The sequence below is a fragment of the Myroides fluvii genome (assembly GCF_009792295.1).
Lineage (GTDB): Bacteria > Bacteroidota > Bacteroidia > Flavobacteriales > Flavobacteriaceae > Flavobacterium > Flavobacterium fluvii_A.
Window position 1 is genome coordinate 1,650,931 of sequence record NZ_CP039934.1, and the last position, 24,803, is coordinate 1,675,733.

At 38.9% G+C, this 24,803-nt stretch carries 15 protein-coding genes, 2 tRNA genes and 3 rRNA genes; 18 read left to right on the top strand and 2 right to left on the bottom strand.

Annotation, left to right across the window (positions count from 1 at the left end; translation table 11 throughout):
* The first annotated feature begins 41 nt into the window (after positions 1-41).
* The 18 genes from FBR08_RS07500 (at position 42) to rrf (ending at position 22,884) form a co-directional block, all read left to right on the top strand.
* The gene (locus FBR08_RS07500; protein ID WP_158962165.1) at positions 42-1,643 is read left to right on the top strand and encodes a fumarate hydratase; all 1,602 of its coding nucleotides are present in this window, start codon (positions 42-44) and stop codon (positions 1,641-1,643) included.
* A 158-nt stretch (positions 1,644-1,801) separates the two neighbouring features.
* The gene (locus FBR08_RS07505; protein ID WP_158962166.1) at positions 1,802-2,542 is read left to right on the top strand and encodes an SDR family NAD(P)-dependent oxidoreductase; all 741 of its coding nucleotides are present in this window, start codon (positions 1,802-1,804) and stop codon (positions 2,540-2,542) included.
* Positions 2,543-2,639: 97 nt separating this feature from the next.
* Positions 2,640-3,680, top strand: coding sequence for a 23S rRNA (adenine(2503)-C(2))-methyltransferase RlmN (gene rlmN / locus FBR08_RS07510; protein WP_158962167.1), 1,041 nt, complete (start codon positions 2,640-2,642; stop codon positions 3,678-3,680).
* Positions 3,681-3,776: 96 nt separating this feature from the next.
* Positions 3,777-4,757: a polyprenyl synthetase family protein gene (locus FBR08_RS07515; protein ID WP_158962168.1), complete on the top strand. Its 981-nt coding sequence runs from the start codon at positions 3,777-3,779 to the stop codon at positions 4,755-4,757.
* A 535-nt stretch (positions 4,758-5,292) separates the two neighbouring features.
* The gene (locus tag FBR08_RS07520; RefSeq protein WP_158962169.1) at positions 5,293-5,865 is read left to right on the top strand and encodes an RNA polymerase sigma factor; all 573 of its coding nucleotides are present in this window, start codon (positions 5,293-5,295) and stop codon (positions 5,863-5,865) included.
* The gene (locus FBR08_RS07525; protein WP_158962170.1) at positions 5,847-6,461 is read left to right on the top strand and encodes a hypothetical protein; all 615 of its coding nucleotides are present in this window, start codon (positions 5,847-5,849) and stop codon (positions 6,459-6,461) included. The genes FBR08_RS07520 and FBR08_RS07525 overlap by 19 nt, the downstream gene beginning before the upstream one ends.
* Entirely contained in the window at positions 6,451-7,608 is a 1,158-nt protein-coding gene (locus tag FBR08_RS07530) for a hypothetical protein (protein ID WP_158962171.1), read from the top strand. Before FBR08_RS07525 ends, FBR08_RS07530 begins: the two co-directional genes overlap by 11 nt.
* Positions 7,609-7,622: 14 nt before the next feature.
* Positions 7,623-8,828 carry a hypothetical protein gene (locus tag FBR08_RS07535; RefSeq protein ID WP_158962172.1) on the top strand — a complete coding sequence of 402 codons (1,206 nt, stop codon included), beginning with the start codon at positions 7,623-7,625 and terminating at the stop codon, positions 8,826-8,828.
* 76 nt (positions 8,829-8,904) lie between these two features.
* Positions 8,905-10,887 (top strand): DNA primase, encoded by a 1,983-nt coding sequence (gene dnaG, locus FBR08_RS07540; RefSeq protein ID WP_158962173.1) that lies wholly within the window; start codon positions 8,905-8,907, stop codon positions 10,885-10,887.
* Positions 10,888-11,387: 500 nt separating this feature from the next.
* Positions 11,388-12,797 (top strand): aspartate ammonia-lyase, encoded by a 1,410-nt coding sequence (gene aspA, locus FBR08_RS07545; protein ID WP_158962174.1) that lies wholly within the window; start codon positions 11,388-11,390, stop codon positions 12,795-12,797.
* A 17-nt stretch (positions 12,798-12,814) separates the two neighbouring features.
* Positions 12,815-13,885: a type II asparaginase gene (locus tag FBR08_RS07550; protein WP_158962175.1), complete on the top strand. Its 1,071-nt coding sequence runs from the start codon at positions 12,815-12,817 to the stop codon at positions 13,883-13,885.
* 118 nt (positions 13,886-14,003) lie between these two features.
* Positions 14,004-15,356, top strand: a complete 1,353-nt coding sequence (locus FBR08_RS07555) for an anaerobic C4-dicarboxylate transporter (protein WP_158964209.1) — start codon at positions 14,004-14,006, stop codon at positions 15,354-15,356.
* Positions 15,357-15,382: 26 nt separating this feature from the next.
* Positions 15,383-16,555, top strand: a complete 1,173-nt coding sequence (locus FBR08_RS07560) for a porin (RefSeq protein WP_158962176.1) — start codon at positions 15,383-15,385, stop codon at positions 16,553-16,555.
* Positions 16,556-17,833: 1,278 nt separating this feature from the next.
* Positions 17,834-19,351 (top strand): 16S ribosomal RNA (locus tag FBR08_RS07565).
* A 69-nt stretch (positions 19,352-19,420) separates the two neighbouring features.
* Positions 19,421-19,494: transfer RNA gene (locus tag FBR08_RS07570), tRNA-Ile, on the top strand.
* An 87-nt stretch (positions 19,495-19,581) separates the two neighbouring features.
* Positions 19,582-19,658 (top strand) — tRNA-Ala (locus FBR08_RS07575).
* 118 nt (positions 19,659-19,776) lie between these two features.
* Positions 19,777-22,657, top strand: a 23S ribosomal RNA gene (locus FBR08_RS07580).
* A gap of 117 nt (positions 22,658-22,774) precedes the next feature.
* Positions 22,775-22,884, top strand: a 5S ribosomal RNA gene (gene rrf / locus FBR08_RS07585).
* The 16S, 23S and 5S rRNA genes sit together here with 2 tRNA genes alongside, the layout of an rRNA operon.
* 631 nt (positions 22,885-23,515) lie before the next feature.
* On the opposite strand, the gene FBR08_RS07590 is transcribed toward rrf, so the two are convergent.
* Both FBR08_RS07590 and nadE read right to left on the bottom strand, forming a co-directional pair.
* Positions 23,516-23,986 (bottom strand): hypothetical protein, encoded by a 471-nt coding sequence (locus FBR08_RS07590; protein ID WP_158962177.1) that lies wholly within the window; start codon positions 23,984-23,986, stop codon positions 23,516-23,518.
* A 6-nt stretch (positions 23,987-23,992) separates the two neighbouring features.
* A complete protein-coding gene (gene nadE, locus FBR08_RS07595; protein WP_158962178.1) occupies positions 23,993-24,796 on the bottom strand; it encodes an NAD(+) synthase in 804 nt (267 codons plus the stop codon).
* Positions 24,797-24,803: the final 7 nt, after the last annotated feature.

A 24,803-nucleotide genomic window follows, 5' to 3' on the forward strand; every position in this document is an offset into this window, starting at 1 on the left:
TATTTCGTAATTTTAGCAAACAAAAATAAACGTATAATTCCATGGACTTTATCTATCAAGATCCGTATCCAATTCAAAAAGACGATACGAAGTATAAGAAAATTTCTTCTGATTTTGTAAAAATCGAGAAACTAGGTGATCGCGAAATTTTAGTTGTAGATCCAAAGGCTTTAGAAGTTTTATCTGAAGCAGCGATGACAGATGTTTCCTTTATGTTGAGAACGGCTCACTTAGAAAGTTTGAAAGCCATTTTAGACGACCCAGAAGCAACAGATAACGATCGTTTTGTAGCGTATAATTTATTGCAAAATGCAGTTGTGGCTATTGATGGGCAATTGCCTTCTTGCCAAGATACGGGAACGGCTATCGTGGTAGCAAAAAAAGGAGAAGATGTCTATACGGGATCGAATGATGCTGAAAGTTTGTCCAAAGGAATTTTCAATACCTACCAAAAGAAGAATTTGAGATATTCACAAATTGTTCCAATTAGTATGTTTGAAGAGAAAAATTCAGGATCGAACTTACCGGCTCAAATTGATATTTATGCCACACAAGGTAAAAAATACGAATTTTTATTTTTGGCAAAAGGAGGAGGTTCTGCGAATAAGACCTTCTTATATCAAAAAACAAAATCCCTGTTGAATGATAAGAACTTGACTGAGTTTATCAAAGACAAAATCATGGATTTAGGTACGTCAGCTTGTCCTCCTTATCACTTAGCTTTAGTGATTGGTGGTACATCAGCAGAAGCGAACCTAGCAGCAGTGAAAAAAGCATCAGCAGGTTACTATGATAATCTACCTACTTCAGGAAATATGGGAGGTCAAGCTTTCCGCGATATTGAATGGGAGAAAAAATTACAATTGATTTGTCAAGAATCTCATATTGGAGCCCAATTTGGTGGTAAATATTTTACACATGATGTGCGTGTAATTCGCTTACCTCGTCACGCGGCTTCATGTCCAGTAGGACTAGGAGTTTCTTGTTCAGCAGACCGAAATATCAAAGCAAAAATTACGCCTGAAGGATTGTTCATTGAACAGTTAGAAGAAAATCCAGCTCGTTTATTGCCTGCAGTAGCTCCTCATTTAGAAGATCCTATTGTTATTGATTTGGATAAACCAATGAAAGAGCAATTGGCTGAATTAACCAAACATCCAATCAAAACGCGTTTGATGTTAAACGGAACGGTAATTGTTGCCCGTGATATTGCACACGCAAAGATTCAAGAAATGTTAGATAGTGGTCAAGCCATGCCTGAATATTTCAAAAATCACCCGATTTATTATGCTGGCCCTGCAAAAACCCCAGAAGGTATGCCTTCAGGAAGTTTTGGCCCTACTACAGCAGGACGTATGGATCCCTATGTAGATGCTTTCCAAGCCGTGGGAGGAAGTATGATTATGTTGGCCAAAGGAAACCGCTCACAAGAGGTGACCGACGCTTGTAAAAAACACGGTGGATTTTACTTGGGATCAATCGGTGGACCAGCTGCTATCCTTGCAAAAGAAAATATCTTAAGCGTTGAGGTAGTTGATTTCCCTGAATTGGGAATGGAAGCGGTTCGCAAAATAGTGGTAAAAGATTTCCCTGCCTTTATTATTACCGATGATAAAGGAAACGATTTCTTTCAAAATTTGTAAAATAGACAAGAACTCAATACGATGAAAAAGCTGTCTTACTTCGGTAAGGCAGCTTTTTTTAATGGTATAGAAATTAAAACTCTGTTAATAAATAGATTGGAAACTCATATTCTCAACTTGAATCCGTAATTTAATAGAAACTAAAAAATTAAAAAAGGATGAAAATGTTAGAAAATAAAGTGGCTATCGTAACAGGTGGAGCTTCGGGAATTGGAAAAGCGGTTGTTGAATTATTTGTAAAAGAAGGTGCAAAAGTAGTAATTGCCGATTTGAATGAAGAACTAGGAAGTAAATTAGCTCAAAGTTTAGGTGCAAATACACATTTCGTAAAATCGAATGCTGCTGAGCCTGCAGATAATGAAGCATTAGTTCAGGAAGCCCTTAAAAAGTTTGGAAAATTAGATATCGCAGTGAATAATGCAGGAATAGGTGGGGCAACTGCGCCTACTGGGGAGTATGCAATTGATGAATGGAAAAAAGTAACGTCCATTAATTTAGATGGAGTGTTCTATGGGATGCGTTATCAAATTCCAGCGATGCTGAAAAATGGAGGAGGTAGTATCATCAACATTGCTTCTATCTTAGGACAAGTTGGTTTTGCAGGCTCACCTGCTTATGTAGCAGCTAAACATGGAGTGGTTGGTTTAACGAAAACGGCTGCTTGGGATTATGGTACTAAAAATATTCGCATTAATGCTGTTGGACCAGGATTCATTGAAACTCCCTTGTTAAGCTCAATGGCACCGGAAGTTAAGCATTTCTTAGAATCTCAACATGCGATGCAACGCCTAGGAACATCAGAAGAAGTAGCAGAAATTATTGCTTGGCTAGCTTCTGATAAAGCCTCGTTTGCAACAGGGGGATATTATCCAATTGAAGGCGGATATTTAGCAAAATAAATAGACAGAAAAGGATTTAGAACCACCATCTAAATCCTTTTTTTTATCGCTAAAATTGAAAGGTGAATAATTCAGGTAAAAAAAGTAAATTTGCACCATGCAATTAGAGAAAAAAGACATACGTAGTTTATCTAAAGAACAATTGAGAGATTTTTTTATCGCTCAAGGAGATAAATCATTTAGAGGAAATCAGGTGTACGAGTGGTTATGGAGTAAAGGGGCTCATTCTTTCGAGGATATGAGTAACCTCTCTAAAGCGACCCGTCAAATGTTGGAGGATCATTTTGTGATTAATCACATTCGCGTAGATAATATGCAAATTAGTTCGGATGGAACCATCAAGAATGGAGTGAAATTACACGATGGATTAATTGTGGAATCCGTTTTGATTCCAACAGAAACCCGTACTACAGCTTGCGTTTCTTCTCAAGTAGGTTGCAGTTTGGATTGTGAGTTTTGTGCAACTGCTCGTTTGAAGCGCATGCGAAACCTAAATCCAGATGAGATTTATGATCAGGTTCTAACCATTGATCAACAAAGTCGACAAAATCACGGTCGCCCCCTTTCTAATATTGTATTTATGGGAATGGGAGAGCCACTGATGAACTACAATAACGTACAAGCAGCGATTGATAAAATTACTTCGGAAGAAGGATTGGGAATGTCGCCTAAACGCATCACGGTTTCTACTTCGGGTATTCCGAAGATGATTAAGAAATTAGCAGACGATGAAGTGAAATTCAAGTTAGCAGTTTCCTTGCATTCCGCTATTGAAGAAACCCGCAATCGGATCATGCCGTTTTCTAAGAATTTTCCTTTGACCGAATTACGCGACGCCTTACAATATTGGTATAGCAAAACAAAAAGTCGAATTACGTTTGAATACGTTGTTTGGAAAGGAATCAATGATGATAAAGCCTCGATTGATGCCCTAGTGAAATTTTGCAAACACATGCCAAGTAAAGTGAATTTGATTGAATACAATCCCATTGACGATGGGGAATACCAGCAAGCAGATTCTCAAGCGATTGACAATTACATTAAAGCGCTGGAAAAGAATGATATTACCGTGGTCGTACGAAGAAGTAGAGGGAAAGATATTGATGCCGCTTGCGGTCAATTAGCAAATAAATCCTAAAAAATAAAATAGAATTTGGGAATGTAATCTTTTTTATTCTTTGGATATTCATTTGAATTGTATACTATGACATAAAAAGTCATAAATTTGTTTGTAATGAATATTGTACAGCAAATACAGGAACCAATTAAGGTTGAAATGGAACTTTTTGAAAAGAAGTTCCACAAATCAATGGTAACGAAGGTTGCCTTATTAAATAGAATCACCTACTACATTGTAAACCGTAAAGGAAAGCAAATGCGACCGATGTTTGTCTTTCTTGTAGCAAAAATGGTATACGATGGCGAAGTCAATGAGCGCACCTATCGCGGTGCTTCCGTTATTGAATTAATTCATACGGCAACTTTAGTACACGATGATGTAGTGGATGATAGCAATAAGCGCCGAGGATTCTTCTCTTTAAATGCGCTATGGAAAAATAAAATCGCTGTTCTTGTTGGGGATTACTTACTTTCAAAAGGATTGCTCTTGTCTATAGATAATGGAGATTTCGACTTACTTCGCATTATTTCAGTTGCTGTACGTGAAATGAGTGAAGGAGAACTACTGCAAATAGAAAAAGCACGTCGCTTAGATATTACGGAAGAGATCTATTACGAGATTATCCGCCAAAAAACAGCTACCCTAATTGCCGCTTGTTGTGCCTTAGGTGCGGCTTCTGTTCAACCAGAAAAGACGGATCTCATCGAAAAAATGCGCAAATTTGGTGAGGTAATCGGAATGGCCTTCCAAATCAAAGACGATTTATTTGATTATACCGATGGTCCTATTGGAAAACCAACGGGAATTGATATCAAAGAACAAAAAATGACGTTGCCGTTAATCTATGCGCTCAATACAGCTACAAAAGAAAAACGCAAATGGCTCATTAATTCCGTAAAAAATTACAACGAAGATAAACGCAGAGTCAAAGAAGTCATTGACTACGTCAAAGAAGCAGGGGGATTGACTTATGCCACGGAGAAAATGATTGCTTATCAACAAGAAGCCTTGCTGTTAGTAGAAGATTTTCCTGATTCCCCTTATAAAGAGGCTTTGGTTACGATGGTTAACTACGTAATTGAGCGAAAAAAATAATGGTCAACTCAGAATACCAACCTTTTTGTTTTTAGGCTGTACCTAAGTACTAGGCAAACCCAGAGACAAGATAGGATGAATAAAAAGGTGGGTTGGAATTTTGGAGTTATGGGGAGAATTGGTGTATCTTACCACTTGTATCGCAATGTTGAATAGAAGGAAGGACTACAAGGGACATCTGATTTATCAAAAATTGATACACAAAAAATAACCAAATCAACGATGTATTTCATTTCCGTTGGTTTTCTTTTTAATGAAAACCAACTCATTTTAAATTGTACAGAAAGCCTCCATATATGGAGGCTTTCTTGTTTTAGTTATCTAGCTCAATAAAAAAATAGTTTTTATCCCAACCTTTTCTTTACTTCTTGCGTCTATATAATAGATGAACCAATAAAATATAGATATAATGAAAGGATTAATGTTACTTATTATCAGTTTGATCGATGCCATTGTTTCTTTTGTCACTCAATTTATTGCTTAAAGCAAAGCAAAAGCGTTTTATAAATTTTAAATTTGGCAGCGTTAAATAAAAATGAAATTGATACGATTATACCCCAAAAAAGTAGAGGATTATATTGAAGATTTGCGGCGCGAAAAACGAAGTGCGCAGCAAGAGGTATATCAAATGTTAGCTGCAAAAATGTTAAGTGTTTGCCGACAATATATTGCAGATATACACTATGCAGAAGATGTAATGATCAGTGCCTTTATGAAAGTATTTACGAGCATACACAAGTATGAGAACAAAGGAAGTTTTGAAGGGTGGATTAGGCGTATTATGGTGAATGAATCCATCTCATTTTTACGGACACAAAAGCAGTTTGCGTATTTAGATGAAAGTTCCCACGTTGTACAAGATAGGGACGAAGAATATGAGGGGGATCTTTCTTTAGAGGATATACAAAAGCTAATCGATCAATTACCAGCGGGATGTAAAACGATATTCAATCTCTATGTCGTCGAAGAATACAAACATCAAGAAATAGCAAGTATGCTTCAAATTAGTGAGGGAACATCAAAATCACAACTCGCACAAGCCCGTAAGTTATTACAACAACAATTAGAGCACTTAAAAAATCGAGGGTTATGGAATGGAATAAAGTAGATAAGGATTGGAAAAAACAATTGGATGAGCGAACCATTGCTCCTTCAGCTGCTGCTTGGAATAAATTGTCTCAGCAATTGGATAACCGAGAGAAAAAGAAAAAAAGAGGTGTAATCACAACCTGGATGGGGATTGCCGCTTGTTTGGTTGTGGGTGGACTAATTGGGTTACTTCTCTCGAAAGCAGAACAACCGCTAGACTCTAATACGATTCACCTTCCTACAACCGATTACCAGGTAGTGGTAGACACACAACAAGAAGATGTTGGTGCAAAAGAAGAAGTAAGGTTAGTAGAAACTGGGGGTGGTGAATCTAAAAAAGTAGTAGAAGAAAAAGTGGTACGTAAAGAATTAGTACAGGCCGAAAAGACAATGCCAAGTGGGATAGAATACAAAAGAGAAAGGATAGATACGTTAGTTATTGATGAGATTTGGGTAAAGAAAACACCGCCTAAAGTTGTAGTAGATAGCAATGACTTGCTAGAACAAGTAGAGGGTGAAATTGAAGTAGAGTATAGAGAAACTAAAGTGAATAAGCTTATCAATACAGCGAAAAAAGTAGTAGTTGATATATCAGATAGTAGATATGAAAAATAAAATAAGATATATTCTTGTAAGCGTTATAGTCATGTGGAACTTACAGCAAACAAGAGCACAAGTTATTGTAATGCGCGAAAAGGTGGAAATTGAAGAAGAAAACCGAATCTCAAAACAAACCGATCAGTCGTTAAAGTACTTCGATTACAAAGTAAATCGCATCGCCGTTGATATTCAAAATGCAACAGTACGAGAAAAAGAACGTTTGCGTGTCCGAGTAGATTCAATCAACAATTTGATTGACAGCAACACGCTGACAGAAGCGCAAGGACAAGTATGGAAGGCACAATATGCACAAGAAGCGTCTCAACGCATTGAAAAAGAAGTGGTACGCATGCAAGATAGCTTGACAATGACCGTGCAAAATCGCGTGGATTACGCAATGAAGAGTGGAGAATACCTCAAGATAATCGATACAACAGCGAGATCTTTTACTTTAATGATTGGTAAACCAACCAAGAGCGCTCGAGATAAGATGAATGAAAAGTATTGGAGTGAAAAACGCACAACATTTCGCATGTCTTTAGTGTATGGAATGAGCAATCTCGCAACAAAAGGGGCATTTGCTAATTCGGATATACGTTACATACCTTCTAATTTCTTTCAGGCGGGGTTTTATTTAAAAACGAGACTGTCAAAGAATAGCAGCTTACTGTATTTACGCTATGGTGTTATTTCTGAATTTAATAATTTGAAACCTTCGAATCATCGCTATTTTACAGTGCAAGATGGGGAAACGATTTTAATCGATCACGAGAAAAATTTACGCAAATCGAGATTAGCCATTGCCAGTCTTCAGATTCCAGTGTTTTTAGAATTTGATTTGACAAAACCAAAAGTTGATCAAAAAACAGGGAAGAAATATTTTAGAAGTGAGTATTCTTGGCGTGGAGGAATTGGTGGATATGTCAATATTAGAGCAAGAGATTCCAGAGGACATCAAGTGTATCGCTATCGAGAAGATGGAGTGAAGTATCGCGTGGATGAAAAGGGTGACTTAGGGATTAACAAAGTGAGATATGGAGTAGCCGCTTATCTCGGTTATGGCTCCGTTGCCCTACAATTTCAATACGAAGTGACACCTTTATTTAAAAATAATAGCATCAACCAAAATATGTGGTCGTTTGGCATACGAACAGATATTTAAAATCAGCAATAACGATGAATAAGTTCATTCAAATTCAAATAATTGTTCTTTTTTTTCTAATGGGAAATATTGAACATATGGATGCACAATCCAAAGTATTGAAAGGAACCGTAATGGATAGTCAGTCCAAAATGGGAATTGAAGGTGTTTTGATTAGCACCTCGGATAGAAATAGCTTTACCTTGACTAATAGCGAAGGTGATTTCGAATTCACTGTACCAGAACAAGTCGAGTCGATATGGTTCAATGAGGTAAACTATCAAGGTAAAGAAGTGAGTACTCAAGCAGCCATGTTGATTGAACTTGAACTAGTTACTAAAGGATTAGAGGAAATTGTAGTGTACACCAAACCCATTCATGCCGTGTTTGGTGATGCTCTACAAAAGGCCATGGGTGCTGTGAATAAAGGAGATTTATACAAAACCTATGTAAGGGAGTTTAATTTGGTGAATGGAAATTGGAGTAATGTAGCAGACGGACTCGTCGATTTCTATATTGTAAAACCAAATAAGAGACCTTATACTGTAGTAAACCAAAATCGAGTATTAACTTCGGCTAGTGATATAAGCGAGACAGATGATTTTGAGGAAATGCTCGGTGTTATTGGAGGCGATGTTCGCGATGCCTTGACAAATACAGGAAGTATTAAAACCCTGCAATCGATTCTAAAAAAAGAGAAAGACTACAACTATGTCGTTAGGAAACAAGCCGGAATACAACAAGAAGAAAATCTTGTCATCGAATTTAGTCCCAAAGAAAACGTAAAGGGGTGGCAATACTATGAAGGTTATGTCGTATTCACGGTTGATCAACAGCAACTATTAGCTTATAATTATACCCTTTCTAAACGCTATATAGAAAATCAAAGAGCACTTCCCGTGATTTTAATGAAAATCTACTTTAATGATATAACGCATCATGCCCTGTACAAAGAAAGCGAAGGAGTATCTCAATTAACTTATCTTTTTACTCGTCTCGACTGTGATATGAGAAGTAAAGTATTAGGCAATAATCGAATGGTTATCTTACAGGACGTTGTCGTGGATCAAGTAGTGAAGAATGTGACAATACCTGAAAACAAAATAAATAAAGGTCAGGTACTCTTTGATAAGAAAAACAAGTATCAAACGGAGTTCTGGAAAAACCGCAACATCAGACTATTGTCTAGTAGAGAAGAAGCAGTGCTCAAAAAAATGGAAGAAACAAATCAATCATACTAATCATTTACCAATAGAAAAGAAGTTGTTTTACTGTAAAGCAACTTCTTTTTTTATCTTTGTGGAACAAATGTAACTTATGATTTCCAAAGCAACCATTGATACCGTTTTTGATACCGCTCGAGTTGAGGAGGTAATTGGCGATTTCGTCAACCTAAAAAAAGCGGGAGCAAACTATAGAGGATTGAGTCCTTTCGTCAATGAAAAGACCCCGTCTTTTATGGTTTCACCAGTCAAGCAAATTTGGAAAGACTTTAGCTCTGGAAAAGGAGGGAATGCCATTGCGTTTTTGATGGAACACGAGCATTTTTCCTATCCTGAAGCCATTCGCTACTTGGCGAGAAAATACGGCATTGAAATAGAAGAAACCGAACAAACCGATGCGGAAAAAGAACAGCTCAATGAAAAAGAAAGCATGTTTATTGTGTCGGAATTTGCCAAGAATTACTTCGAAGACATCCTGATGAATTCAGAAGAAGGAAGGGCAATAGGACTTTCTTATTTTAAAGAGAGAGGTTTTACATCTGATACTATTAAAGCTTTTGGCTTAGGATATTCACCTGATAAATGGGATGCTTTTACAGAAGAGGCGCTTAAGAAAGGTTATTCTTTAGACTATTTGGAGAAAACGGGATTAACGATTGTCAAAGACGACAAGCGATTTGACCGTTTTAAAGGACGTGTGATGTTTCCCATACAAAGTATGTCGGGCCGAGTCTTGGGATTTGGAGGACGTATTCTCACCAATGATAAAAAAGCAGCCAAATACCTCAATTCACCCGAAAGTGATATTTACCACAAGAGTAAAGTGCTCTACGGAATCTCACATGCCAAGCAAGAGATAGCTAAAAAAGACAATTGTTATTTGGTAGAAGGGTATACCGATGTTATCCAAATGCATCAAACGGGAGTAAAAAACGTTGTTGCCTCTTCGGGTACTGCTTTAACTCCGGATCAAATTCGATTAATTAGTCGTTTGACGCAAAATATAACCATGCTTTTTGATGGAGATGCGGCTGGAATCAGAGCGTCTTTTCGCGGGGTCGATTTAATTTTAGAAGCCGGAATGAATGTGCGGATCTGTTCTCTACCTGATGGAGAAGATCCTGATAGCTTTGCTCGTAAGCATACGTTAGAAGAGTTAGAGGCTTACTTTGAGACCAAGTCTACCGATTTTATCCGCTTTAAAGCAAATGCTCTAATGGAAGATGCCAAAGGGGATCCCATTAAGAAAGCCGAGATAATTCGCGATATGGTGACGAGTATTTCTAAAATACCCGATCCAATTAAGCGCGAAATTTATATTCAAGAATGCTCCCGCATTATGGATATATCTGAAGAGGTGATTTTCAGCTCTTTGGCCCAAATCAGCAAAAAAGAATTGGCTGACGCCAATAAGAAGTTTACGCAAGAACGTAAACAAATGGAAGTGGTGCATGCGGAAAAACAACAAGAAACAGTTGCCGTTGATGCCCTATATTTGTTAGAACAGCGAATTATCGAAATTTTGTTGCTTTACGGAAATGAAGAAGAACAATTTGTTGAGTTGGTTTTTGAAACGAATGACGACGACGAAATTGTTGAAGTTGAACACAAAATTACACAAAAAGTCTACGAGAGAATCTACTTGAGCTTACAAGAGGATGAAGTTCAATTGACCAATTCCATCTTTAAGCGATTGTATAATGATGTAATGGGGTATTATCACAGCAGTGCTACCGAATGGAGTTTGGAAGACTATCTAAAGAGACTCGATGGTGATTTGTCTGGTATGGTCACTAGTATTCTTATGGAAGAAGAAAAAGAAAATCTGCACAATTGGGAAAGTCAAAATATTTTTGTCAAACAAAAGAAAGACGGAATCGCTCAATATACAACAGAAACCATCTTGACCCTGCGCATGCATTTGGTGAATACCATCATTGAAAAGTATAAAAATAAACTTCCAGGGGTTGAACAAGATCGGGCTTTTGAAATACTCGGAATAATTATGGATTATTCCTCCTTAATGAATACCTTTTCTAAACGATTAGGACAAGTGACTACTCGATTTCGATTATAACACCAGAACCTCATGATAACATGGGGTTTTTTTGGGCTATTTTTTAGGATAAATGAACCGCTTGGGGTAAAAAAATAAAGAACGCATTCGAGATTTTTATTTGATTTGTGATAGAAATACATCTCATTTTCATTTTTACCTGAAAAATAAGTTTTTGTGTTTTTTAAAAAGTATGATATATAATTAAGATATGAATGCTATTTTTTTATATATTTGTTTAGTTGTTTTTATGTTTTTTAAGAATTAAGATCAGATGATTAGTAGAATTGAGATTGTTGTTGCATATTTTTCGATTTGTTAAAGAGAGCTCAACTCTTTTATTGTGATTTTATTAATAAAGAGTTTGTTATCTCAATAATATAAGAAAATAAAATAAATTAATCGCTGTGTTTTTGTCATATCGTGATTTTTTTTCTAGCACTAATTTTGAAGTGTAAAATAAACAGAAACCCTATTGGGCATAACCCAATGTTTTATATAGAACAAAAAAATTTTAGTATATGAAAGATACAAGAAGAGAACACGACTTTTTAGGTGAATTGGACATCCCTAATGACAAATACTACGGAATTCAAACCTTCCGAGCAGTTGAAAATTTTAATATCACAGGTCTTACCTTAACCAATGAAAAAGGATTAATCAAAGCTTTAGGAGAAGTTAAAAAAGCTGCTGCACTTGCAAATAAAGATTGTGGAGTATTGGAAGCGAAAATTGCGGATGCTATTTGTTTTGCTTGCGATCAAGTGATTGCAGGAAAATACAACGATCAATTCGTAAGTGATTTAATTCAAGGAGGTGCGGGTACTTCAGTGAATATGAATGCGAATGAAGTGATTGCTAATATTGCTTTAGAGCACTTAGGACATAAAAAAGGAGAATATCAATTCGTACACCCGAACAACCATGTCAACTGTTCTCAATCAACTAATGATGCCTACCCAACGGCATTTCGATTGGCGTTGTATTATAAACTAGACGGATTCTGTCAAATCATTGCAAACCTAGAAAAAGCATTCGCAACTAAAGGTGAGCAGTTTAAGAATGTACTTAAAATGGGACGTACGCAATTACAAGATGCGGTTCCGATGACTTTGGGACAAGAGTTTCATGCCTTTTCAACAACCGTTGGTGAAGACTTATTGCGTTTGCGTGAAGCACAACGCTTAATCTTAGAAGTAAATATGGGAGCTACGGCAATTGGAACTAAAGTTAATGCGCCTGAAGCTTATCCTGAATTATGTGTTTCTTATTTAGCAAAAGAAACAGGACTTCCTTTGGTGTTGTCGCCTGATTTAATTGAAGCTACTAGTGATACTGGAGCGTATGTACAAATTATGAGTACCATCAAACGCGCGGCTATCAAAATTTCAAAAATATGTAATGATTTGCGTTTATTGAGCTCTGGTCCTCGTACAGGATTTAACGAAATTAATCTACCTGCTCGTCAACCAGGATCTTCTATTATGCCTGGAAAAGTAAATCCTGTTATTCCGGAAGTAGTAAATCAAACGTGTTTCTACGTAATCGGACAAGATTTAACCGTTACCATGGCTGCTGAAGCAGGACAGTTACAGTTGAATGTTATGGAACCCGTGATTGGATTTGCCTTATTTACTTCTCTTGAATATTTAGGCAATAGCGTAACTACTTTAATTGATAAATGTATTGTGGGAATTACGGCTAACGAAGCTCATTGTGCAGACTTAGTTATGAATAGTATCGGAATCGTAACCCAATTAAATCCAATTTTAGGATATGAAATTTGTGCAAGTGTTGCAGGAGAAGCTCTGCTATCAGGAAAAAGTGTACATCAAATCGTTGTTGAAGAAAGAAAATTAATTACACAGGCCAAATGGGATGAAGTATACTCGTTAGAAAACTTAATCCACCCAAAATTAATCGTATCCTAAACTAAAATATACCTAATATGAGAAAGATAATCAACGTATTGTTCGTGCTGTTACTCGTATTTCAAGTACAAGCACAAAACAAAAAAAATAGCCAAAATGCAAAGGAATTACCACGTGTAATTATCTTAGCCACTGGTGGGACTATTGCTGGAGCAGGTGAATCATCAACAAAAGCAGCGTATACTGCAGGTAAAGTACCTATTGACGATTTATTAAATGCCGTTCCGCAAATGCACGATATTGCTAAGATTAAAGGAGAGCAGATTGCTCAAATCGGAAGTCAAGACATGAACGTAGAGACGTGGTTGAAATTGAGTAATCGAATCAACGAAATCTTTGAGAAAAATGAAGCAGATGGTGTGGTAGTAACCCACGGTACTGATACACAAGAAGAAACAGCTTATTTCTTAGAACTGACGGTGAAATCTGCGAAACCTGTAGTTTTAGTTGGGGCAATGCGCCCTTCAACAGCCATGAGTCAAGATGGAAATAGAAATTTATTAGATGCTGTTATGGTTGCCGCTTCTCCTAATAGTAAAGAAGTAGGTGTTGTTACGGCGATGAATGAAGAAGTATATGCCGCTAGAGATGTTACCAAAACAGTAACAACGAGTATTGCAACTTTTAAATCGAGAAATTTTGGACCTATTGGTCTAATCTACGACGGAAAAGTTAATTATTATTATAAAACACTGCGTTCACCAGAACAAAAGTTTGATGTCAAAGGACTGAAGACATTACCTCAAGTTGAAATCGTATATGGATATGCTGATGCTAGTCCAAAAGCAGTAAACGCAGCAATTGAAGAGGGAGTGAAAGGTATTGTTTATGCCGGAATGGGGAATGGTAACTTCAATGCACCTGTAGGCGATGCATTAGAAAAAGCAGCTAAAAATGGAATTGCAGTTTGTCGATCGGCTCGTGCAGGTTCTGGAAGAGTAACACTTTTTAATGAAGTAGATGATCAAGCGCTTGGATTTGTTGTTGCAGATGACCTAAATCCACAAAAAGCACGCGTTTTGTTGATGCTAGCGTTGACTAGAACGAGTAACCAAAAAGAATTACAAAATATTTTCTTTGCATACTAAATCCCGTCGAGTACATCAAAGGGAAAAATAATAAAGGGGGGAGCGTATGGAACACAAGTTGTTGTTCGCTCCCTTTTTTGTACCTATTGATGAACGAGATGCCTTTAAATCGAACGCTATGTTATTGATTCAGTTCGCAATATTAATTGCTATGATATTAATCGGTTCCCAAATGAAGGGAATTGGATTAGGTGTGATGGGTATGGTAGGGCTACTCATCTTTGTTTTTGTCTTTCAGATGAAACCAGGTGACCCTCCTATTGATGTGATGTTGGTGATTATGGCTATTGTCTCTACTGCAGCTACTTTACAAGCTTGTGGTGGATTGGATTATCTCGTGCGATTAGCAGAACGAGTGATTCGCAGTAATCCATCCAATATTGTATTTATTGCGCCATTTACGGTGTACTTTTTCTGCCTTTTTGCAGGAACAGCACACTTGCTATATTCTTTGTTGCCTATTATTGCTGAGGTGGCTACGAAAAAGAGAATACGACCAGAACGCCCCTTGAGCGTTTCTGTCATCGCTTCCCATCTAGCGATTACGGGAAGTCCGATGAGTGCAGCAACTGCTGCCTTTGCAGGTGCGAGTATTCTCGCGTATCCTGGCGCTTTAATTGACATCATGAAAATCTGTATCCCCGCTTGTTTGATCGGAATATTCATTACATGCTTGGTGGTATTGAAAAAAGGAAAAGAACTAAATGAAGATCCTATTTTCTTGGAAAAAATGAAAGATCCTGAATTTGCTAAAAGCTTAGATGCAGATGAAGATGCAAGCGGAAATCAAAAACCCTTGAAAAAAGGAGCAAAGATCTCTGTTGTTATTTTTGCTATTGCCGTTTTGTTAATTGTTATTGCAGGTGCATTTCCTCAGCTATTACCTCAATTTGAACCTGGAGCCGCTAGCTTAGTTGTAAAAGCTAATGGTGAACTGCAAATGGTAAGTGTGATTAGCATGATTACATTAACCGCTTCTGCTTTAATGATGCTCATTACAAAAACAAGTGCTGTAAGCGTGACTAAAGTAAGTTTGTTCTCTTCTATGGCAACAGCGGTGGTCTCTGTTTTTGGAGTAGTTTGGATGAGTGCAACCTTTATGTCTCATAACGAAGTAGTAATTAAAGGTTTTTTAAGTGATATTGTTACACTGTATCCTTGGACATTTGCCATCGCAGTATTCATTCTCGGAGCTTTAATGTTTAGCCAGGCAGCAACAACAAAAACAATGATGCCACTCGGAATGGCTTTGGGGGTTTCTAATCCCGCATTAATTGCCATTTTTCCTGCCGTAAATGCAGATTTCGTTTTACCAGGCTATCCAACTTTATTGGCTGCAATCAACTTCGATAGAACCGGAAGTACCAAAATTGGAAAATTTGTAGTGAACCACAGTTTTATGATCCCTGGATTGGTAGCTATTATCGTCGCTATCGCCGCGGGCTTCTTGCTCGGATCCTTTTTATTGTAGTGTACACTCACCTTAATATATAAGCTATGAAAAAAATCTTATTATTACTCGCGTTATCTATGCAAATTGGAATGTTTGCACAAGAAACACAAACTAGTACAGATACTATTTCGAAACCCTTATTACCTGTAGAGAAAATCGACTTGTTAAAAAACGTAGATATGATTTTTAATATGCGTTTTGCAAATGATAATTTTTTCCACGAGGGTAAGTTTCAAGAATCAGAATTTAGCAACAATCAATTCCGATTAGAAATTAAAGGTAAAATACACGAAAAAGTGTATTTCAGATTTAGAGATCGCTATACTAAAAGTACAGATCCAGGAAGTAGAGATAATATTAGCAGATCTACGGATATGGCATTTATTGGTGTGACTCTATCGCCAAAGACCCAATTGAATCTCGGGAAAATGAGCGCTGACTGGGGAGGATTTGAGTTCGATTTAAACCCAATCGATATCTTAGAGTACAATGACATCTTAGAATATGCAGATAACTTCTTGACAGGTGTTGGACTTACACATCAAGTTTCAAAGAATCACTCCTTGGGATTCCAAGTCTTAAACTCGCGTGTTTCTAATTTTGAAGACGTATATAAAGGACAAATGCCAGAAGGAATCGAAAAAGCAAAAGCTCCCATGGCTTTTGTAACCAATTGGAGAGGTAGTTTCTTTGATGGAAAATTTGAAACCATCTATAGTTATAGCTATTTTCAAGAAGCAAAGAATAGAGGAATGAACTATTATTCTTTGGGAAATAAATATGAGAATGGAAGATTTAAAATGATGTATGACTTTAAATACAGCAACGAAGGTTTAGATCGAAAAGGAATAGTGACGGGAATGCTCTCTGGAGAAGATGTTGTAGCACAACAAAATGTTTCGTATTTAGAAAATTGGATTAAAGCAGAATATTTAGTTGCGCCCAAAGTAAATGTAACCCTGACTTTGATGAACAACAATGCCTATGCTAAAGATCTTGTGTCTGAAAATAGTGGAGTAAGTCATATTCGTTCGAGTTATGGTTTTATCCCAACGGTAGAGTACTTACCTTTTAAAAATATGAATATCCGCTTCTACGCTTCTTATGTAGGTAGATATTACAACTATTCTAGTTATGCAAAAGAACATTTAGGTCAAGAAAATTACAATACAGGTCGATTGAGTGTCGGATTTATTGCACCGTTATTGATTTTTTAATTACTATAATTTTTGTTGATGAAGAAAGCTACCTTGGGGTGGCTTTCTTTTTTTATAGTATATGATGTTTTAGATGGGAAGTTTCATATCTCACTTTCGGTTGTGAAAGATTTATCTTTCGACCTTTTTTATTTTTTGGAGTATAAAATAAGATATTACTTTTTTACCTGATGGGAACTACGGTAAATAGGAGATGGTATTCGATGACTACATTGTGCCTTATATATAAGGAGTTTTTTTTCTCCTTATATATAGGAGAGATAAACCCCTCCTTTTCCTTTATTTTTACAGCAGCCTTCTTTTTTCTGATTAAAAACAAAGGGTTTCTCTTTAGGTTCTTTTTAGGTGCCTGTTCATTTAGCTCGAGAGTTCTTCGACTTTCCTTGGAGTATCCTAGGAAAAAGGGTGTTTTTGTCGAGGGAATGTCCAAGGAAAGTCCACTGAAAGTCGATTTTAGTCAAAGTACCCTTAAACTAAACTTCAACTGAACCCTATATAAAGTAGAACACGAACACCTTTTTTTTAGCTATTCAGCGAGTTGTAACCCGATTTTAGCATTATTTTTCTTTTCTCCTCTATATAGGTATGGGAGCTAAAAAAAGCTAAATGTTTGAAAATGAATACAAAACCAAAATCCCTTGAAAAGTGCTCAAAAAAGAGATAAAGCATCGTTTTGGTTCAAAATAACTAAATGAGACTGTGTAGACGTAAAAACTCAGCAAAAAAGCAAAAAAACTTCAAGGTGTAAAAGGTAGCATAATAGCAAGTTGCGAATAAAGGTGTAAAATCATTGCAAAAAAAGCAATAAATAATTTGGAAGTGGCAAAAAAGGTGCTACTTTTGCATCCGCATTAAACAAGCAGACGTTCATAGAAAAGCAGAGGAAAAGACGACAGATTGGTTCAGAAATATTTTTCAAAAATAAATTTGGATTAATGAAATAAAGAGTCTTATCTTTGCAGTCCGCTTCAGTAAATACTGAGGATTGGCAAAAAGGGAAGAAAAATTTTTTCTCAAAAAGTTTTGCTAGTTCAAATAAAGTTTTTACTTTTGCACTCGCTTTAGTAACCGACTGGTTGACGAGGGATACAGAAAAAAATCAAATTTTTTTGTCAAATCGAAAAAGTTTTTTACTTTTGCACTCGCTTCGAAAATCAAGTAGTAGCGAGATTGAAACACGATCATAGACATATTGGACAACAGCATACAAAATAAAGAGAGTAAGGTGATTTTAGGATCACGAATAAACTAGCTAACTTTTTACAATATTAAAAATATACGATGAAGAGTTTGATCCTGGCTCAGGATGAACGCTAGCGGCAGGCCTAACACATGCAAGTCGAGGGGTATAGAGAGCTTGCTTTCTAGAGACCGGCGGATGGGTGAGTAACGCGTATGCAACCTACCTTTCACAGAGGAATAGCCCGGAGAAATTCGGATTAATGCTTCATGGTTTAATTGGATGGCATCATTTGATTAATAAAGATTTATCGGTGAAAGATGGGCATGCGTATCATTAGCTAGTTGGTGTGGTAACGGCATACCAAGGCGACGATGATTAGGGGTCCTGAGAGGGAGATCCCCCACACTGGTACTGAGACACGGACCAGACTCCTACGGGAGGCAGCAGTGAGGAATATTGGTCAATGGAGGCAACTCTGAACCAGCCATGCCGCGTGCAGGATGACGGTCCTATGGATTGTAAACTGCTTTTGTACGGGAAGAAATGTATCTACGTGTAGATATTTGACGGTACCGTAAGAATAAGGATCGGCTAACTCCGTGCCAGCAGCCGCGGTAATACGGAGGATCCGAGCGTTATCCGGAATTATTGGGTTTAAAGGGTTCGTAGGCGGTTTAGTAAGTCAGTGGTGAAATCTTACAGCTTAACTGTAAAATTGCCGTTGATACTGCTAGACTTGAATAGTATGGAAGTAATTAGAATATGTAGTGTAGCGGTGAAATGCTTAGATATTACATGGAATACCAATTGCGAAGGCAGATTACTACATACTTATTGACGCTGATGAACGAAAGCGTGGGTAGCGAACAGGATTAGATACCCTGGTAGTCCACGCCGTAAACGATGGATACTAGCTGTTCGGTTTTCGGACTGAGTGGCTAAGCGAAAGTGATAAGTATCCCACCTGGGGAGTACGTTCGCAAGAATGAAACTCAAAGGAATTGACGGGGGCCCGCACAAGCGGTGGAGCATGTGGTTTAATTCGATGATACGCGAGGAACCTTACCAGGGCTTAAATGTAGATTGACAGGTTTAGAGATAGACTTTCCTTCGGGCAATTTACAAGGTGCTGCATGGTTGTCGTCAGCTCGTGCCGTGAGGTGTCAGGTTAAGTCCTATAACGAGCGCAACCCCTATTGTTAGTTGCCAGCGGGTCATGCCGGGAACTCTAACAAGACTGCCGGTGCAAACCGCGAGGAAGGTGGGGATGACGTCAAATCATCACGGCCCTTACGTCCTGGGCTACACACGTGCTACAATGGCCAGTACAGAAAGCAGCTACCAGGCAACTGGATGCGAATCTCAAAAACTGGTCTCAGTTCGGATTGGAGTCTGCAACTCGACTCCATGAAGCTGGAATCGCTAGTAATCGGATATCAGCCATGATCCGGTGAATACGTTCCCGGGCCTTGTACACACCGCCCGTCAAGCCATGGAAGCCGGGGGTACCTGAAGTCGGTCGCCGCAAGGAGCTGCCTAGGGTAAAACTGGTAACTAGGGCTAAGTCGTAACAAGGTAGCCGTACCGGAAGGTGCGGCTGGAACACCTCCTTTCTAGAGAAAAAAAGAGGTTGGTTTATTTACTCTCGCTGTTTGTTCAAATATAAAATAAGTAATATACAGAGTCTCGTAGCTCAGCTGGTTAGAGTACTACACTGATAATGTAGGGGTCGGCAGTTCGAGTCTGCCCGGGACTACTAAGTATTACAAAGGAAATTCTAGGGGTTAGTTAAACCGTTGAAAGTTACTGTTAACCGTAAACTGTTAGCTGTTGACCTAAAAACGGGGGATTAGCTCAGCTGGCTAGAGCGCCTGCCTTGCACGCAGGAGGTCATCGGTTCGACTCCGATATTCTCCACCAGGACTACGGTCCAAAACGATCATTGACATATTGTAACGACAAATACAGTTAGATAGTAATTTAATATTATTGTTTAATAAAAATTTTATAGAAAGTACGATTCGAAAGAATTGTAAGCACATAAGCAAAATAAGGGCGTATGGGGAATGCCTAGGCTCTCAGAGGCGAGGAAGGACGTGATAAGCTGCGAAAAGCTACGGGGATTGGCACACACGAGTTGATCCGTAGATATCCGAATGGGGCAACCCACTATGTTGAAGACATAGTATCCGAATAGGAGGCGAACCTGCTGAACTGAAACATCTAAGTAGGCAGAGGAGAAGAAAACAAAAGTGATTCCGCTAGTAGTGGCGAGCGAACGCGGAATAGCCCAAACCAATGTTGTTACGGCAATATTGGGGTTGTAGGACCACGACATTTCTTGCGGATTGAATTAGAATTACCTGGAAAGGTAAACCGAAGAGGGTGATAGTCCCGTATAAGTAAGAGAAGATAAGGATAGTGGTATCCTGAGTAGGTCGGGGCACGTGAAACCCTGATTGAAACTGGCGGGACCATCCGCTAAGGCTAAATACTCCTGAGAGACCGATAGTGAACCAGTACCGTGAGGGAAAGGTGAAAAGAACCGTGAATAACGGAGTGAAATAGATCCTGAAACCATACGCCTACAAGCGGTCGGAGCCCCTTTGTGGGGTGACGGCGTGCCTTTTGCATAATGAGCCTACGAGTTACCGTTGCTGGCAAGGATAAGTGATTAAGTCATGGATCCGTAGCGAAAGCGAGTCTTAATAGGGCGCTTTAGTCAGTAGTGGTAGACGCGAAACCGTGTGATCTACCCATGGGCAGGTTGAAGTTTAGGTAACACTAAATGGAGGACCGAACCGTTTAACGCTGAAAAGTTTTCGGATGACCTGTGGGTAGGGGTGAAAGGCCAATCAAACTCGGAAATAGCTCGTACTCCCCGAAATGCATTTAGGTGCAGCGATGATCATAGTTACTTAGAGGTAGAGCTACTGATTGGATGCGGGGGCTTCACCGCCTACCAATTCCTGACAAACTCCGAATGCTAATTAATGATAATCATCAGTGAGGGCATGGGTGCTAAGGTCCATGTCCGAGAGGGAAAGAACCCAGACCATCAGCTAAGGTCCCCAAATGTATACTAAGTTGAAAAAACGCGGTTTGATTGCCCAGACAGCTAGGATGTTGGCTTGGAAGCAGCCATTCATTTAAAGAGTGCGTAACAGCTCACTAGTCGAGCGATCGAGCATGGATAATAATCGGGCATAAGTATACTACCGAAGCTATGGATTTACGTTTTAAACGTGAGTGGTAGGGGAGCATTCTATCGACGTAGAAGCCGTACTGTGAGGTATGGTGGAGTTTATAGAAAAGAAAATGTAGGCATAAGTAACGATAAGGGGTGCGAGAAACACCCCCGCCGTAAGACTAAGGTTTCCTGAGCTATGCTAATCAGCTTAGGGTTAGTCGGGACCTAAGGCACACCCGAAGGGGGACGTCGATGGCCAACGGGTTAATATTCCCGTACTACTAATAATTGTGATGGAGTGACACAGTGATGAAAGCACCGCGAACTGACGGAATAGTTCGTTGAAGCACGTACCTATATCAGCTATAGTAAAATGCGTAGTTGATGGAGAAATGCGATAGTACTCAGCGTTTTCGAACAACGAGATAGTGTGCCTAAGGGCTGTCAAGAAAAGCTTCTAAACTTAGATTATTAGTACCCGTACCGTAAACCGACACAGGTAGTCGAGGAGAGTATCCTAAGGCGCTCGAGAGATTCATGGCTAAGGAACTAGGCAAAATAGACCTGTAACTTCGGGAGAAAGGTCGCCAGCGCAAGCTGGCCGCAGTGAAAAGGTCCAGGCGACTGTTTATCAAAAACACAGGGCTCTGCAAAATCGTAAGATGAGGTATAGGGCCTGACACCTGCCCGGTGCTGGAAGGTTAAGAGGAGATGTTATTCGCAAGAAGAAGCATTGAATTGAAGCCCCAGTAAACGGCGGCCGTAACTATAACGGTCCTAAGGTAGCGAAATTCCTTGTCGGGTAAGTTCCGACCTGCACGAATGGTGTAACGATCTGGACACTGTCTCAGCCATGAGCTCGGTGAAATTGTAGTATCGGTGAAGATGCCGATTACCCGCAGTGGGACGAAAAGACCCTGTGCACCTTTACTATAGCTTAGTATTGTTCTTGGATAAGTGATGTGTAGGATAGGTGGGAGACTTCGATCCTGCGTCGCCAGGCGTAGGTTAGTCATTGTTGAAATACCACCCTTTGCTTATTTGAGATCTAACTCTGCATTGCAGAGGACATTGCTTGGTGGGTAGTTTGACTGGGGTGGTCGCCTCCAAAAGAGTAACGGAGGCTTCTAAAGGTTCCCTCAGCACGCTTGGTAACCGTGCGTAGAGTGCAATGGCATAAGGGAGCTTGACTGGGAGACTAACAAGTCGATCAGGTACGAAAGTAGAGCATAGTGATCCGGTGGTTCCGCATGGAAGGGCCATCGCTCAAAGGATAAAAGGTACGCCGGGGATAACAGGCTGATCTCCCCCAAGAGCTCATATCGACGGGGGGGTTTGGCACCTCGATGTCGGCTCGTCACATCCTGGGGCTGGAGAAGGTCCCAAGGGTTGGGCTGTTCGCCCATTAAAGTGGCACGCGAGCTGGGTTCAGAACGTCGTGAGACAGTTCGGTCTCTATCTACTGTGGGCGTTAGAAATTTGAGTGGATCTGATTCTAGTACGAGAGGACCGAATTGGACCAACCTCTAGTGCATCTGTTGTCTCGCCAGGGGCATCGCAGAGTAGCTACGTTGGGCAGGGATAAGCGCTGAAAGCATATAAGTGCGAAACCCACCACAAGATGAGATTTCTTTAAAGGGCCGTTGAAGATGACAACGTTGATAGGCTATAGATGTAAAGGCAGTAATGTCATAGTCGAGTAGTACTAATAGCCCGTAAGCTTATGTGTATCTCCCTCTACCTTGTGTAGAGGGAGGGCAACTTTCTAAAAAAAGTAAGTATTTGTTACGTTATAATATACAATATTAGTTATAGGATCCTATATGGGAATTTATAACAACCGCTTTAGGGTGGTTATTGCGGCGGGGCTCACCTCTTTCCATTTCGAACAGAGAAGTTAAGCCCGCTAGCGCAGATGGTACTGCCTCACGGTGGGAGAGTATGTCGTCGCCCTTCTTTTAAAAAGCCTGATTACGTTAGTAGTCAGGCTTTTTTGTTTTATGCTTTTTTGGGGGTTGATTGTTGTGGGTTGATTGTTGTGGGTTGGGAGTTGATTGTTGTGAAGATGGTCGATTAAAAACGGTTCTCCTTATTTAAGAGATGTTCAAACAACCAACGACAAGCGACAAGCGACAAACCCCTCATCCTCTCACCTTATTTAGGAATATTCAAACAACCAACGACAAACACCAAACAACTCATCCTCTCACCTTATTTAAAAGGAAAGTCTCTCTTATTTAGAAATGTTCAAACAACCAACGACAAACGACAAACCCCTCTCATCCTCTCACCTTATTTAAAAGGAAAGTCTCTCTTATTTAGAGAATATTCAAACAACCAACGACAAACGACAAACCCCTCTCATCCTCTCACCTTATTTAAAAGGAAAGTCTCTCTTATTTAGGAAAGTTCAAACAACCAACGACAAACACCATATAACTCACCTTCTCACCACCTCACCCTCTCACCTTATTTAAAAGGAAAGTTTCTCTTATTTAGGAAAGTTCAAACAACCAACGACAAACGACAACCATCAATCAACAAACAATAAAAAAACGGCGTTTAAATGAGTTTAAACGCCGTTTTTTTATTTAAGGTTACCAAGGTGACTTTCTTTTGTTTCTACGAATACAGGGTCAGATGGATGTAATTTAGGTACGAGTGCATGATAGGTTACATATTTTGCTCTACCTCCTCTGTTTTGAAGAAATTCGACAAATAAAATATATTCATTGTATCGATTCTTCTTATACATGTATTTGATGTCTTCGGTGTTGGATTGTACCCAGTATTGACCGATAATAAGATCAAAGTATCTAAAATCAACTGAAGTATTACAACCTTGAACCAGGTTTCTGTAATCTCGTGCATTGGTAATAATAGTGAACTCATTTCCGTTAAGCGTTGGGACGTATAAGTTATCCTTTGTGTTGTAACATCCATAAAGCTCTAACCCTTCCGTTTTAATGAAGACGTCTCGATCATAATAGTCGTCATTTATAGAACAACCCGCAAATAGGAGCGTTGTACTTAGTAGTAAACAGTATCTTTTTAACATAGCTAGTTATTTTAAATGGTTGGGAATGATACAAACGGGTATCGGTTGTATTTTATGTTGATTGATTCGGTTTAAGCGAGTATATATCGCAAATACTTCTTTTGCTCTACCTTGGAAATCTTCTATTTTTTTTCCTTGTGCTACAGCTAGCATAGCCTGTTCGAGTTCATCGTAATTGGCTCCTAGTTGATCTTCATCAGATCGGTCATCACCAAATAAACCATCTGTGGGTTTCGCTTGAATAATACTTTGAGGAACTTTTACATATTCGCCAACTAAGCGTACTTGGGATTTTAGCAAATCAGCAATGGGACTAATATCTACCCCGCCATCGCCGTACTTAGTAAAGAAACCTACACCAAAATCTTCAATTTTATTGCCTGTTCCTACAACCAAATAACCGTGAATACCAGCATAGTAATACAAGGTTGTCATGCGCAATCTAGCTCTAGTATTGGCTAATGTTAAGTTTAGTAGCGATTCATTATCGGTTGTAGGCAATTGTTGTTTGAATAACTCGAAAGTTGAAGTTAGATCCGAAGCAACTGAACTTACTTGACTGAAGTTTTGTTTGAGAAAGTCGAGGTGTTCTTTTGCTCTATTTACTTGTGAGGTTGCTTGATGAATAGGCATTTCTACGCAAAGTAAGGGCAAACCCGTTAAAGCGCATAAGGTTGAAGTTACTGCAGAATCTATCCCCCCGGATATTCCTATGGTGAATCCTTTTATACCGCTTCCTTGGGCATAGTCTTTAAGCCATTTAACAATGTACTGGGTTACTGCTTCGGTTTGAAAGTTTTGATTCATCATGGAAAAT

Bases quoted from the DNA above. Each gene is read 5' to 3' on its own strand.
- FBR08_RS07530 (WP_158962171.1), top strand. From the start codon at position 6,451: ATGAAAAATAAAATAAGATATATTCTTGTAAGCGTTATAGTCATGTGG.
- FBR08_RS07515 (WP_158962168.1), top strand. From the start codon at position 3,777: ATGAATATTGTACAGCAAATACAGGAACCAATTAAGGTTGAAATGGAA.
- FBR08_RS07550 (WP_158962175.1), top strand. From the start codon at position 12,815: ATGAGAAAGATAATCAACGTATTGTTCGTGCTGTTACTCGTATTTCAA.
- FBR08_RS07555 (WP_158964209.1), top strand. From the start codon at position 14,004: ATGTTATTGATTCAGTTCGCAATATTAATTGCTATGATATTAATCGGT.
- FBR08_RS07525 (WP_158962170.1), top strand. From the start codon at position 5,847: ATGGAATGGAATAAAGTAGATAAGGATTGGAAAAAACAATTGGATGAG.
- nadE (WP_158962178.1), bottom strand. From the start codon at position 24,796: ATGATGAATCAAAACTTTCAAACCGAAGCAGTAACCCAGTACATTGTT.
- FBR08_RS07500 (WP_158962165.1), top strand. From the start codon at position 42: ATGGACTTTATCTATCAAGATCCGTATCCAATTCAAAAAGACGATACG.
- FBR08_RS07520 (WP_158962169.1), top strand. From the start codon at position 5,293: ATGAAATTGATACGATTATACCCCAAAAAAGTAGAGGATTATATTGAA.
- FBR08_RS07560 (WP_158962176.1), top strand. From the start codon at position 15,383: ATGAAAAAAATCTTATTATTACTCGCGTTATCTATGCAAATTGGAATG.
- aspA (WP_158962174.1), top strand. From the start codon at position 11,388: ATGAAAGATACAAGAAGAGAACACGACTTTTTAGGTGAATTGGACATC.
- dnaG (WP_158962173.1), top strand. From the start codon at position 8,905: ATGATTTCCAAAGCAACCATTGATACCGTTTTTGATACCGCTCGAGTT.
- FBR08_RS07505 (WP_158962166.1), top strand. From the start codon at position 1,802: ATGAAAATGTTAGAAAATAAAGTGGCTATCGTAACAGGTGGAGCTTCG.
- rlmN (WP_158962167.1), top strand. From the start codon at position 2,640: ATGCAATTAGAGAAAAAAGACATACGTAGTTTATCTAAAGAACAATTG.
- FBR08_RS07535 (WP_158962172.1), top strand. From the start codon at position 7,623: ATGAATAAGTTCATTCAAATTCAAATAATTGTTCTTTTTTTTCTAATG.
- FBR08_RS07590 (WP_158962177.1), bottom strand. From the start codon at position 23,986: ATGTTAAAAAGATACTGTTTACTACTAAGTACAACGCTCCTATTTGCG.